This window comes from Vibrio sp. Vb1026, assembly GCF_033338745.1.
GTDB classification, from domain to species: domain Bacteria; phylum Pseudomonadota; class Gammaproteobacteria; order Enterobacterales; family Vibrionaceae; genus Vibrio; species Vibrio alginolyticus.
In genome coordinates this window covers 261864-275324 of sequence record NZ_JAWOTH010000004.1, presented here as the reverse complement: position 1 = coordinate 275324, position 13461 = coordinate 261864, and the positions used below count along the sequence as shown (strand labels likewise).

Sequence of the window (13461 nt, the reverse complement as noted above, 5' to 3'; positions counted from 1 at the left end):
GGTCTTCCTACTTACTTATGTCTGCCCGAATAGGTTGAGCAGTTCTGCTTTGGCTTGTTGATGGAGGGGATCTGAATGCCATTTCTGGTGCTGAATAAGGTCAACATTGACTTGCCAAGCCAGTTTTGTGAAATCATCCCCAACTTTTTTTAATGTACTAGGTGAATACGCGACTAAATGCTGTGGTAGAAAGCACCAACCAAACCCTTTATTCGCCAATTCCAACAAAATATAGTAGTTATCAGCGTACCAGATATCTGGGCTAAATGCTTGATTGAGACCACATGGCTCTGCACTTTTGGATCGTATGACCAATTGACGATGTTGTTTTAGTTGATCAATGTGAGTGATTTGCTGCTTTGCTAAAGGATGCGTTGAAGAGACATAGACATCAAATGCAATATTGCCAAGATTGGTGAAATCGATGTGCCTTGGCATTTGTAAATCACTCAAAATAATCCCAGTCGTGGCGCGTTCCGACTTAACCAATTCAATGATATCAGGGCTTGATGCCGTTAAGCATTCAACTTGTAAGTGTGGAAAGCGTTGCTCTAACTTCTTTAGCACATCCGGCAAGCGAGTCAGAGGAATCCCTTCATCAATAGCTAAGGCTAATTTGTTCGTTGGCGTGGAAAAGAGCTGCGATGCCCTATTGTTTAGGCGGTCGAGTTGGCTGATTGTTGCTTGTGCATAGGGTACGAGAGCGAGGCCATTCTCAGTTAATTTAGGGTACCTGCCTGATCGATCGAAAAGCTCAACACCACAGTCGATCTCCATATTCATGATGTGCTGGCTCACTACAGATTGAGCTCGCCCCAGTTTTCTAGCTGCTCCTGAAAATGATCCTGCTTCTGATGTAGCAATGAAAGCTTGCAGTTGTTCGATGGTAAACATATCGCTTAAACCGATGGTATCTAACTTTTGGTTATCTAAATGATAGATAAAATTCTAAGCATTGAGTAGAACTATTTGGACAGAGAAATATGACTCGTAACGAACGAATTTTTCATGCAGTACTTTTTGAGTTAATCGCACTCGCGATTATTGTACCAGCGGCTTCATTGATCACTGGAAAGGGTTCTAGTGATCTCGCGTTGGTTGGGGTCGGGTTGAGCATGTATACCGTGATATGGAACTACATCTACAACTTGTATTTTGATAAGTGGTTTGGTGACAATCGAGCTGAGCGAAGTTTAGCGATGCGGCTTGGACACACTGTTGGTTTCGAGGGAGGATTGATCTTTATCTCTCTACCTGTGATTGCCTGGTTCTTAGAAATTACGCTTCTTCAAGCTCTGATGCTGGAAGCCGGCTTCCTCGTTTTCTTCCTATTTTATGCTACTGGTTTTAACTGGTTGTATGACAAGGTTCAACCATTTAGCAAAATGAAAAAGCGATTATTGCCGCAGGCATCGACAGGAAAAATATAGGACTAAAAAACGCCACCGAGTTCGGTGGCGTTTTTTGTTCAAATTACACAGACAAAACTCTTAAAATCTTATCTGCATGTTCTGCAACTTCAATGCCTTCGTCTGTTAGATAACCACCGTCAGGCTGTGTACAAAGTTGCTTCTCATATAGACGAGCAACGGCTGCCTGCATTTCTTCTGACGCGTCTGTATGAACTTTAATACCAGTTGCAGCACTACTTAGGTCGAACTGAAGAAGTAGATTCAATTCGGCGATATGTTCAGCTGAATATTTCATAAATGATTCCTTTGCGCTTTTTTTACCAAGCTAGTCTGAAAAGTAGCGTTGGGCAACATTCAACGACAAGAAGTGTTAAGTATGGCGCTATCAGGCTGATATAACGCAGGATCTTTGTTCGAAAGGCCGAATACTTGTTAAGTATCAATGATACTTACGGTAGCGAATGATAGGCGCTATTTATTGCTTAATCTCCCAATAACAACGATTTTAGTAAACACGCCAAATAGCACTTGAAAAAATAGGGAAATAGAGCGATTATCCGCGCCTCTTTAAATGTTTCTAAATGTTACACCAGAATGAACTTTAATCAGTTTGACTCACTATTACCGCCACAAGCTGCGGAACGCGCAGCTGAAGTGGGGGTAGGCAAAGCAACGAAAGCTCCAATCAAATCTTTTCTGCTCGCCATTTCTGCGGGGCTTCATATTGGTATTGCTTTCATCTTCTATACCACAGTAACGACAGGCGCAGGCGAGCTGCCTTGGGGCATTACACGACTCATTGGTGGTCTGGCATTTAGCCTTGGTTTGATTTTGGTGGTGGTTACTGGCGGCGAGCTTTTCACTAGCTCTGTACTGACACTAGTTGCGCGTGCGAGTGGAAAAATCTCTTGGCAAGCACTTATCAAAAACTGGTTGGTGGTTTACTTTGGCAATATGGTTGGGGCCATTTTGCTCGTGGCCTGTATGCTAGTTACCAAGCAATATATGTTTGATCATGGCCAAGTTGGTCTTAACGCGATGGCGATCTCCCAACACAAATTACATCATGGTTTCTTTGCTGCTGTTGCGCTTGGCATCATGTGTAACGTATTAGTTTGTATTGCAGTTTGGATGACGTTTAGTGGGCGAACATTGACAGATAAAATAGCGGTCATGATTTTGCCTGTGGCTATGTTCGTGTCGGCAGGTTTTGAGCACTGTATTGCGAACATGTTCCAAGTACCTATGGCGATTGGTATTAAGTACTTTGCGCCAGAAGCGTTTTGGCAAATGACAGGGGCAGATATTGCAAACTACGCGGACTTAAACATGATGGGGTTCATCGTAAACAACCTAATTCCTGTTACGATAGGAAACATTATTGGTGGTGGCGTATTTGTTGGCATGTGGTATTGGATGATTTATCTACGCGATGAAGATAACCATTTGCGATAAGTTTAGAAGATCACAAGAAAGGCGAACCAGATGGTTCGCCTTTCTTTTTACTTGTCTCTGCAAGTGTCAAATAAGTCGAGTCATGCTAAATCAACTCTTCGTTGATGCCAAAATCGGTTGGGAGCCAATGAGAAGTTACTTCCTTTGGTTCTTGAACGAGCCAATCCAGAGGTGCATCGGACAGGAGTTCATCGTAATTTTCTTTGATCATTAAGACATCCATGTACGTCTCTCCAAGTTTGTGGTCAATGCCTTTACTTTAAAATTAGAACATGTCAGTCACGTGATCAATGCATGACGATTCGATTGATCACTTATGTTGCTATGTTTCTGGTTGCGTATGGGTTTTGGGGGCTTATCCACATTTTCTGTGGATAACCTGTATCAAAGGTCGTGCGTATCTAAACTTGCAAAGAAAATTTCATAAAATTAGAGGCTTATATCAAAAAGAATTCTGCCTGACTTTTCATCTGAAAGCGTCTTGATGAGTGCTCGAAGAATAGTTGAGTTATTCAGTTATAAGTACGTTCGACTTGGCAACATGAGTTGTTTAACGGGCTTTACCCACAAGCGCCAACTAACCGTGAGTTTTGGTCGATTCGGGTTGCTCGATTTTTATCTTGATTCGGCCTTCTTTGGTTTGTACCCAGCGCAATGTCATTTCTAACGTTATGGTTACGGAGGCACTCAACATGACGAAAATAGCCAGCATAATTACTAACTGGTATTTAATCGCAACCATCGGGCTCGCGCCACCTAGAATTTGACCGGTCATCATACCCGGTAAGGTAACCAGCCCTGTAGTGGCCATAGAAGCTAAAGTCGGGGCAAGGGACTTTCTAAGAGCCTCCTGAATGAAGGGGAAGGATGCATAGCGAGGAGAGGCTCCAAGTGAGATTGCAGCCTCATATTCTGCTTGTCTCTGCTCAAAAGCCGTAAACAAATTCTGAAGAGCGATGATATTACTACTCAAGCTGTTACCCAATAACATACCAGCAAGTGGGATCATGTACTGCGCATTGTAAATAGGGGATGGTTGCACTAAGCCTGCTGTAATTGCTATCAGAAGTGGTATTAGACCACAGGTAAGGCCCGTTAGTAGCGGAAGCATAAGTGGCTTTTTAGGTAAGCGAGCTTTTCCCGCAATTGAGCTGGCACCAATCAGTAGCATGATGGCAAGCCAAAGTATATTGACAAGTAAGCTGTTTAATTGAAAAAGATATTCTAAATACACGCCAATCAATATGAGCTGAAGTGTCATTCGGATAACACTGATTATGGTGTCTTTTGCTATCCCTAATTTGTAGCGGACATTGATAAAGAAGGGGACCAATAAAATCAAACCAAACAGTGCCAGTTTGACCCAGCTTATATCCACCACGTTATCCATAATCGCTCCTTGAAAATACGCGAATAATTGTATCTAAGCCTCCCCTTTATATGAACCACTATGTGCACTTTTTGCTGTTCTTAAAGTAAACCTTGAGTGCTATTTTAGACATTAATACGCAGCATTCTGTTTACAAGTGGTTATCTTTTTCGGAGTTTTTAAGTCGATTTATGGCATGGTAATTACGATTTAAATGTGATCGATGTTTCTTAAATGTTGGTTGTTTAACAACTCCTTAAAAGACTTATTTTGTCACATCTGTTCATGTTTTTTAATAAATAACATCAATCCATCATATCTCTGGATGAGCTCAAAAAAGTGTTGAATTACAAGGTCTGAGGTCGCTTATTTGATTGAACCCTACTATTAGTATGGTCTAACATTTTCCATTAGAGATTGTAAAAAACTTAAGCTTGGTTACGCGGGCTTTTCAATAACACTAGATACAAAATAGGCAAATGTATGAGTGATGTTAATAAAATTGAGAGTGGTGAAAAACGCTCCCTGGAGTGGAAGTCGTTCCTCTTCATTGCAGTTGTTCTCTTCCCAATTCTGAGTGTGGCCTTTGTTGGCGGCTACGGGTTCATCGTTTGGATGTTGCAAGTCTTCTTCTTTGGGCCTCCAGGCGCGCACGGCATGTAAGCCAGTGAGCTCATAACCACACTTTTGAAAAGATTTTAAGAGAGCAAATAATGAAATCATTAATCATTAAACTGTGGCGTACCATGACGCGCCCAGCTGTACATATCAGCCTAGGTGTGCTGACTATGGGCGGCTTTATTGCTGGTGTTATCTTTTGGGGTGGCTTTAACACCGCTCTAGAAGCAACCAACACAGAAGAATTCTGTATTAGTTGTCACACAATGCGTGACAACGTGTACGTTGAGCTACAAGAAACGGTGCACTGGAAAAACCACTCTGGTGTTCGTGCTACCTGTCCTGATTGTCACGTTCCACATAACTGGACAGATAAGATCGCTCGTAAGATGCAAGCTTCTAAAGAAGTATTTGCACAAGTATTTGGCAACTACGACGAACCGGGTGTGTTCGAAGAGCGTCGTATCGAACTTGCTAAACACGAATGGGATCGTTTCTCGGCAAACAAATCTCTGGAGTGTAAAAACTGTCACAACTACGAATCGATGGATTTCGAGCAAATGTCTCCTACGGCTCGTATCCAAATGAAGCAAGCCGCTGAGAAAGATCAAAGCTGTGTTGACTGTCACAAGGGTATTGCGCACAACCTACCAGCAGGCATGGACAGCATTGGCGGTATCGTGGGTGATCTAGAGGGTATGACTTCTAACACAGATTACGGCGTTGGTCAGCAACTCGTGAGCGTTCGTCACCTACCAATTTACTTTGATGCGCAAGGCAGTAAAGAAGCTGGTCTTCTTAATCCTGCATCGACCGTTAAAGTTCTTGAAGACAAAGGCGAGTTTGTTGAGATCGAAATTGACGGTTGGCGCAAAGCAAAAGGTTTTGGTCGTGTAATTCAAGAAGACTTCGGTAAGAACATTGCGACTGCGTCTCTGATGAAAGAAGCAGCAACAGACAGCAGCATTGTGACGACTGGTGAGAAAAAAGTGGATGAGTTAACAGGCCTTCCTTGGGAAAAAGTAGCGGCGAAAGTATGGATTAAGAAAGAGTCTATGCTGAACGACATCAATCCTGTTTGGGAAAAATCTCGTGAAGCCTACAAGACCAATTGTTCTGTATGTCACACTCAACCTGCGGAAGCGCACTTCGACGCGAACACCTGGCCAGGTATGTTCGACGGTATGTTGGCGTTCGTTAACCTAGATACAGACAGTGAAGCACTGATCTTGAAGTATCTACAGAAACACTCTTCAGATTATGCTGAAGGTCACCACTAATAAGCGTCGGATTGGAGTAATTTTAAATGGCTATTACACGAAGAAGTTTTCTTAAAGGTGTAGCAACCACAAGTGCAGCGTCAGTAATTGGTCCTAGCTTATTGGCGTCCGCCTCTGCAAATGCCGTTGAGACGACAGGTACTTGGAAAGTAACCGGTTCTCACTGGGGCGCGTTTCGCGCCCACATCTACGCGGGTAAAGTTCAAGAGATCAAGCCGCTAGAGCTAGACAAAAACCCAACAGAAATGTTGAACGGCATTAAGGGTATTATCTACAGCCCTTCACGTGTTCGTTACCCAATGGTTCGTCTAGATTGGTTGAAGAAACATAAATACAGCGCAGATACTCGCGGTAACAACCGTTTCATCCGAGTAACTTGGGATGAAGCGCTAGATTTGTTTTATCGCGAACTAGAACGTATTCAAAAAGACTACGGCCCATGGGCGCTGCATGCAGGTCAAACAGGTTGGAACCAAACGGGTTCATTTAACAACTGTACTGCGCACATGCAACGTGCAGTAGGTATGCATGGCAACTTCATCACTAAAGTAGGTGACTACTCGACGGGTGCAGGTCAAACCATTATGCCGTACGTGCTAGGCTCAACCGAAGTTTATGCACAAGGTACGTCTTGGTCTGAGATCCTAGAAAACTCTGACAACATCGTTCTTTGGGCTAACGACCCAGTGAAAAACCTTCAAGTAGGTTGGAACTGTGAAACGCATGAGTCGTTTAAGTACCTTGCACAACTAAAAGAAAAAGTGGCAAAAGGTGAGATCAACGTTCTATCTGTAGACCCAGTGAAGAACAAAACTCAGCGCTACTTAGAGAACGATCACTTGTACATCAACCCGCTGACAGACGTAGCGTTCATGCTCGCTGTGGCACACGTGTTGTACAACGAAAACCTGTACGATAAGAAGTTCATTGATACTTACTGTCTAGGCTTTGAAGAGTTCATTCAATACGTTCAAGGTAAGACAAAAGACAAAGTAGAGAAGACGCCCGAATGGGCAGCAGCGATTTGTGGCGTGAAAGCGGACAAGATCCGTGAATTCGCACGCATGCTAGTCAGCGGTCGTACACAGATCCTGATGGGTTGGTGTATCCAGCGTCAAGAGCACGGTGAGCAGCCATACTGGGCAGCGGCTGTGGTTGCTGCAATGGTTGGTCAAATCGGTCTACCTGGCGGTGGTATCTCTTACGGTCACCATTACTCAAGTATCGGTGTGCCTTCTACTGGTTTCGCGGGCCCTGGTGGTTTCCCTCGTAACCTTGACCAAGGTATGAAACCGAAGTGGGACAACAACGACTTTAACGGTTACAGTCGTACTATCCCAGTTGCACGTTGGATCGACTGTCTGCTAGAACCTGGCAAAGAGATCAACTACAACGGCGGTAAAGTGAAACTGCCAGACTTCAAGATGATGGTTATCTCGGGTTGTAACCCATGGCACCACCATCAAGATCGTAACCGCATGAAGAAAGCGTTCCGCAAACTTCAAACGGTTGTAACGATCGAGTTTGCTTGGACTGCGACATGTCGTTTCTCAGATATCGTTCTACCGGCGTGTACGCAATGGGAACGTAACGACATCGACGTATACGGTTCATACTCGAACAAAGGTCTGATTGCGATGCATCGCCTCGTTGATCCATTGTTCCAATCTAAGCCTGATTTCCAAATCATGAGTGAACTCACTCAGCGTTTTGGTCGCCGCGAAGAATACACTCGTGGTATGAGCGAGATGGAATGGATCGAAAGCCTATACAACGATTGTAAGAAAGCGAACGAAGGTAAGTTCGAAATGCCAGAATTCAATGAGTTCTGGGAGAAGAGCGTACTAGACTTCGGTGAAGGTAAACCTTGGGTTCGTCACGCGGACTTCCGTAAAGACCCTGAGCTTAACCCTCTAGGTACACCGTCTGGCTTCATCGAGATTACATCACGTAAGATCGGCCGTTACGGTTACGAACACTGTCAAGAGCACCCAATGTGGTTCGAAAAATCAGAGCGTTCACACGGTGGCCCTGGTTCAGACAAATACCCATTCTGGTTGCAGTCTTGTCACCCAGACAAGCGTCTGCACTCTCAAATGTGTGAGTCTGAAGAGTTCCGCGCGACATACGCGGTGCAAGGTCGTGAGCCTGTTTACATCAACCCAATCGATGCAAAAGCAAAAGGCATCAAAGACGGTGACTTGGTACGCGTATTCAACGGTCGTGGTCAGCTATTAGCTGGTGCTGTTTTGACTGACAGCTACCCACGTGGCGTTATTCGTATCGAAGAAGGTGCATGGTACGGTCCTCTAAACGAGAAAGAAGGCGCAATCTGTACCTACGGTGATCCTAACACGCTAACGCAAGACATCGGTTCTTCTGAGCTTGCACAGGCGACTTCTGCGAACACATGTATCGTAGACTTCGAGAAGTTCACAGGTAAAGTGCCGCCAGTCACTTCATTTGGTGGTCCGATCGAAGTTGCTTAATTAGTGCAGTTTGCATAAATCGAAATACCAGCCTCAGGGCTGGTATTTTTTTATCAAAATTTCAGTGAGCGTTGTCTCAATAGTAACTTCATAACGTTAAACGAGACTGGTATTCGTGATGATGGTAACGAATTGGGTGAGACAAGCAGGAGATAATGCGCCAAGCTAAACAATAATAATTAAGTGAGTAGACCCATTATGGCTCAGAGCATTCAATTAGCAAATCACACTGAGATCACTGTGAATAACAATGACTTCCAAGTTGAAGTCGAGGGTAATCAATTACATTTTTCTTTTGCTGGTATTCACAATAAAACCTTTACCGACCGTGAAGTGTTGCTCGAAATGCCGTTTTTGTACGAGCACGAGGCCAACGTAATTGGGGATGGTTTTCAAATGTTGGCGCAAACGGCGGGAACGATCAATCACCCCGTTGATATTGGTCGCTGCCCAGACAATAATCCTTCTTATCGAATCTACCCTAAAGATGCCCCTAAGCGTTATTACAACTATTTAGTGGTGGAAGGCTCGGCTGGCTACACATTGTATGGCTTCACATCATGTCATCGCTTTGCTGGCTATTTTGATGTTGTACTGCGTGATGGGCATTGGGTTTTATCAGCCGCAATTGATGGTGAGTTGACTCAAGTGGCGGATTGGGAAAGTAATCAACTTGAATCCGTGGCGGTACTCTGTGGTCAATCGCTGTCCGAGCTTTATCAAACCTATGGCGAGATGATTGCAGAGCATCATCCTGTTCGCCAAGGTGTGACACAAGATGCGCCTGTTGGTTGGTGTTCGTGGTATGCGTACTACGCAGACGTGACAGAGCAAAACATCATGCAGAACGTTGATTGCATGCAAGATAAGCTCGAAGACCTAGAGTGGGTACTTCTGGATGATGGCTATCAAGCCTTTATGGGCGATTGGTTAATCCCATCGGATAAGTTTTCTGGTGGTGTGAAAGAGCTCATTCATAGTATCCGTGCAAAAGGCAAAAAGCCGGCGATTTGGATGGCGCCCTTTATTGCTCAACCTGAGTCGGAGATCTTCAAACAGCATCCAGATTGGTTTGTTCGCCACAAGGATGATGGCTTACTTAAAGCAGAAGATGTCACATACGGTGGTTGGCGATGCACGCCTTGGTACATTCTCGATACTTCAAACCCTGAAGTGCAAGAGCACCTAACTCATGTGGTCTCTGTTATGCGTCAAGAGTGGGGTGTTGAGCTATTCAAATTAGACGCAAACTACTGGGGCACGTTAAAAGGTAAACGAAGCCAATCGGGTGTCACCGGTGTAGAAGCCTACCGCATGGGTATGGAAGCGATCGCTAAAGGGGCAGGGGATGCATGGCTGTTAGGCTGTAACGCGCCAATGTGGCCATCTCTGGGACTTGTGGATGCAATGCGTGTTTCTGACGATGTAGAGCGTCATAGTCGTCGATTCGAGCAGATAGCCAGAGAAACCTTTTACCGTAGTTGGCAGCACCGAAAACTGTGGCAAATTGACCCGGATTGCGCCACATTCACTTCACTAGCTAACCAAGCCGCATCCAGAGAAGAGTATGAATTTCATCGCACGGTGTTATTAGCGAGTGGTGGTTTGCTGCTGTCTGGTGACCCGCTCCCTGAGATTACGCCGTTTGCTAAGAAGACACTGTCTAAGCTCATGTTACGTCAACAACGTAACCAACAATCTGCAAAGTTTACCGCTTTGAGTTTAAATCACGCGTTTTTAAAACTAACGACGAAGAATGACCTCCATTGTTTGTTTAATTATGCGAGTTACGGAGCGATGGAATTTACGCTGACGTCTGATCAACCGTTGGACTGGTATGATTACTGGACAGGGGAAAAGCTAAACCAAGAACCTTGTCAGTTATTAATGGTGAGCGTGGATAAAGGGCTAAATGCGAAAGCGATCGTCACGGCATAACGTGAAGCAAATCGCCCAATACTAAGAACAAGAAAGGAGCCTATTGCGGCTCCTTTCTCGTTTGATGCTCTGAGCGTTAGAACTCGAATAAAAAGTAATACCCGTATCCAACGATAAAAGCAGGAATGGACGAATAAATAGTCGCGACCAAAGCGGCTTTTGGTGCCATAGCAATGGCGGGGAATAGGGCGTCACCATCGTTAGAAATCGCATTGGCCAGTTGCGCAGAAAGTGGCGCTGCACCAGAAATGTATAGGCTAGTGACTAAAATTTGCGGTCCGCAACCAGGCAACATACCAATGGCTAGGCCAGCTAATGGCATCCAAATTCCCCAATGAGAAAAGGTTTCTACAAGGTCGAGTCCAGAAAAATAGGTTGTCAGCTCAAACGCCAGAAAAGCAACGATCACCCAAGCACTGACGAAATTCGTATCTTGTGCTGCTTTTTGAATCGGGTGTGAGTCCACGATTTTTTCATCTTCAGAGACCGTTGACTGATAATCGCCAAGTTCTTTTGTCATCGCCCATAATGACATTGTGATCACCGCGAAGATAGCGCCCAGCCATTCAATGGTGTTGGCTTTCAAAGATAGCAACTGATTAATATCTATTTGGAAAGACATTAACACAGCAACGACACTAGCAGGCACAATAAGCCATTTCCAAAATGCGCCTTGTAGATTGATTGCACGTTGTTCAAGAGGCGTGTGTCGGTCTGTCTGGTGTTGGCAACAAGCATGTGTCTGAGGTGCTTCTTTTGGTTCTGGTCGCAGAAAGTTATCAGCATGAAAAGCATTAACGACTAACCCTGAAAGAGTACCCACGATAATGCCTAATCCAACCACGCCTAATCCAACACTTGGTTTGGCGGCCAGAAGTAAAAAGGCAGCGTCACCCATTGTTGAAGTAAGTACCGCGACAATCGCACCAAATCCCACTCGGCCACTAATAAATTGCGTTGTCACAACAATAGCGCCACCACAGCCAGGCAAAGCACCCAATAAAGAAGCAAAGAAAACCTGATGATTACGCGAGCGATGGTAGAGCTCGGTAATTCGATTGGTTTTCGACATAAAGTTTGAAAGATAATGATAAATAGCCAATGTGGCAGCAACATAGCATGACACTGCCCAGAATGAGTCGGATAGCGTCTGTACGGCTACGTCACGTGTATTTTCATTGCCTAGCAAAATGAGCATGACGATAGGGATCAGCAATCGCTTATAAGCTAAACGAAACTGAGTAGGCTGAAACAACTGTTGTGCAGAGTGTAATAATTGGGTCGCGTTCATCGTTTACTCAAATGCAAATAGGAATAATTATCATTATATGTAAATGAGATTTATTCGCAATAGCATTGTGAACTTTTCTTCGTGTCAAACTCTCTGAAATCAGGTAAAGTATCGGCCTTTGTGAGCAAACACGCCCTAATTAACTGTATTAGGCGGCGTATAAAATTGACTTGAATAGGAAGAAACATGATTCTAGTTGTAGGTCATAAGAACCCAGACAGTGACAGTATTTGTAGTGCACTCGTTGCAACTGAACTTCTAAAAGCGCGTGGCGTTGAAGCTATGCCAATTCGCCAAGGCGAAATCAACCGTGAAACTCAGCACATCCTAGAAGTTGCTGGCGCTGAAGTTCCTGAGCTTCGCACATCAGTTGCGGGTGAGACCGTTTGGCTAGTAGATTACTCAGATCTAGCACAAGCACCAGACGATATCGCAGAAGCTGAAATTGCGGGTATTGTTGACCACCACCGTCTCGGTGACGTGATGACAGTAAACCCAATGGAAGCATGGATCTGGCCTGTTGGTTGTACCAACACTGTTCTATTCAACATGTTCAAGATTGAAGGTCACGCGATTACTCCACAAATTGCTAAGCTAATGATGTCAGCAATTCTATCTGACACAGTAGGTTTTGCTTCTCCAACTTGTACACAAAAAGACAAAGATGCCGTTGCTGAACTAGCGGCAATCGCAGACGTACAAGATGTTGACGCGTTCACTAAAGATCTTCTAATTGCTAAAACAAACATCGAAGGTCTATCAGCGGCTGAGCTTGTTGAGAAAGACCTTAAAGGTTACCCATTCAACGGTCGTGACGTAGTGGTTGGTCAAGTTGAACTTGCAACTCTTGAGCAAGTTGACGGTATGATCGAAGCACTAGAAGCAGACCTAGAATCTCGTTGTGAGAAAGATAACCTAGCGTTCGCTGCTGTAATGCTAACAGACATCACGACTGCTCAAACTCGTCTTCTATACAAAGGTGAGTGGGCTGAGAAGCTTGTTAAGCACGAAAAAGACGGCATGCTAATGATGGAAAACACGCTAAGCCGTAAGAAGCAAGGTTGGCCTTGGCTTCAAACTGAGCTAGCTTAATTTTCTAGCATATACTTTAAATGCCCGCCTAGCTGCGGGCATTTTTCTATGGGAAATAGGAGACGAATATGTCTGAGCAACTGACCCAAGAGCAGATGGATACCATTAATCGCTACAACGAAGAGCAACGTTTAAAGTACTGCGTAAAAGAGATTGTGGCGAATCGTAAGGTTTGGATTCTGAAAGACGAACATGGCTGTGTCATGTTAAATACAGAAGATGATGATTGTGTACCAGTATGGCCAAACGAAGAGTTCGCTTTGCAATGGGCGAATGGTGATTGGGAAGATTGCGAGCCTGAGGCGATCTCTTTAAACAAGTGGCACAGCCGTTGGACCTCTGGTCTAGAGGATGACGAGCTATCGATTGTTGTATTCCCAAATCAAAATGAAGAAGGGGTCGTATTGTTTCCTGACGAGTTTGATTTTGAACTGCGCAAACAAGCGAGCCGCCGTTAGTTCTTTGATTAGTACCCATGCAATAAAGAAGCCTGCGTTAAAGCAGGCTTCTTTACATT

At 44.5% G+C, this 13461-nt stretch carries 13 protein-coding genes; 8 read left to right on the top strand and 5 right to left on the bottom strand.

Annotated elements, in window-relative coordinates; all coding sequences use genetic code 11:
- Positions 1-15: 15 nt before the first annotated feature.
- Positions 16-894 (bottom strand): LysR family transcriptional regulator, encoded by an 879-nt coding sequence (locus R7E47_RS09580; RefSeq protein WP_318084167.1) that lies wholly within the window; start codon positions 892-894, stop codon positions 16-18.
- A gap of 89 nt (positions 895-983) precedes the next feature.
- Here R7E47_RS09580 and R7E47_RS09575 point away from each other — a divergent pair, with 89 nt between their 5' ends.
- The gene (locus R7E47_RS09575) at positions 984-1430 is read left to right on the top strand and encodes a PACE efflux transporter (protein WP_154204695.1); all 447 of its coding nucleotides are present in this window, start codon (positions 984-986) and stop codon (positions 1428-1430) included.
- 43 nt (positions 1431-1473) lie between these two features.
- Here R7E47_RS09575 and R7E47_RS09570 read toward each other — a convergent pair whose 3' ends face one another.
- Positions 1474-1707, bottom strand: coding sequence for a TIGR02647 family protein (locus R7E47_RS09570; RefSeq protein ID WP_005378148.1), 234 nt, complete (start codon positions 1705-1707; stop codon positions 1474-1476).
- Between the two features lie 299 nt (positions 1708-2006).
- On the opposite strand from R7E47_RS09570, the gene focA reads away from it, so the two are divergent.
- Positions 2007-2867 carry a formate transporter FocA gene (gene focA / locus R7E47_RS09565; protein WP_005378146.1) on the top strand — a complete coding sequence of 287 codons (861 nt, stop codon included), beginning with the start codon at positions 2007-2009 and terminating at the stop codon, positions 2865-2867.
- 85 nt (positions 2868-2952) lie between these two features.
- On the opposite strand, the gene R7E47_RS09560 is transcribed toward focA, so the two are convergent.
- The gene (locus R7E47_RS09560; protein ID WP_005378145.1) at positions 2953-3090 is read right to left on the bottom strand and encodes a hypothetical protein; all 138 of its coding nucleotides are present in this window, start codon (positions 3088-3090) and stop codon (positions 2953-2955) included.
- 354 nt (positions 3091-3444) lie between these two features.
- On the bottom strand, positions 3445-4257 hold the full coding sequence (locus tag R7E47_RS09555; RefSeq protein WP_169628407.1) for an ABC transporter permease: 813 nt from the start codon (positions 4255-4257) through the stop codon (positions 3445-3447).
- Positions 4258-4719: 462 nt separating this feature from the next.
- Here R7E47_RS09555 and torE point away from each other — a divergent pair, with 462 nt between their 5' ends.
- The 4 genes from torE to R7E47_RS09535 all read left to right on the top strand — a co-directional run bounded on the left by torE (position 4720) and on the right by R7E47_RS09535 (position 10561).
- Entirely contained in the window at positions 4720-4899 is a 180-nt protein-coding gene (gene torE, locus R7E47_RS09550; RefSeq protein ID WP_005378141.1) for a trimethylamine N-oxide reductase system protein TorE, read from the top strand.
- Between the two features lie 50 nt (positions 4900-4949).
- Positions 4950-6134, top strand: coding sequence for a pentaheme c-type cytochrome TorC (gene torC, locus R7E47_RS09545; protein WP_033905099.1), 1185 nt, complete (start codon positions 4950-4952; stop codon positions 6132-6134).
- 26 nt (positions 6135-6160) lie between these two features.
- The gene (gene torA, locus R7E47_RS09540) at positions 6161-8623 is read left to right on the top strand and encodes a trimethylamine-N-oxide reductase TorA (RefSeq protein ID WP_172563319.1); all 2463 of its coding nucleotides are present in this window, start codon (positions 6161-6163) and stop codon (positions 8621-8623) included.
- 198 nt (positions 8624-8821) lie between these two features.
- Positions 8822-10561 carry a glycoside hydrolase family 36 protein gene (locus R7E47_RS09535; RefSeq protein WP_213970485.1) on the top strand — a complete coding sequence of 580 codons (1740 nt, stop codon included), beginning with the start codon at positions 8822-8824 and terminating at the stop codon, positions 10559-10561.
- 76 nt (positions 10562-10637) lie between these two features.
- Here the strand turns inward: R7E47_RS09535 and R7E47_RS09530 are convergent, their stop codons facing one another.
- Positions 10638-11852 (bottom strand): putative manganese transporter, encoded by a 1215-nt coding sequence (locus tag R7E47_RS09530; RefSeq protein ID WP_005378133.1) that lies wholly within the window; start codon positions 11850-11852, stop codon positions 10638-10640.
- 186 nt (positions 11853-12038) lie between these two features.
- On the opposite strand from R7E47_RS09530, the gene R7E47_RS09525 reads away from it, so the two are divergent.
- Positions 12039-12944 carry a manganese-dependent inorganic pyrophosphatase gene (locus R7E47_RS09525; RefSeq protein ID WP_017634678.1) on the top strand — a complete coding sequence of 302 codons (906 nt, stop codon included), beginning with the start codon at positions 12039-12041 and terminating at the stop codon, positions 12942-12944.
- Between the two features lie 68 nt (positions 12945-13012).
- A complete protein-coding gene (locus tag R7E47_RS09520) occupies positions 13013-13402 on the top strand; it encodes a DUF2750 domain-containing protein (RefSeq protein WP_005378129.1) in 390 nt (129 codons plus the stop codon).
- Positions 13403-13461: the final 59 nt, after the last annotated feature.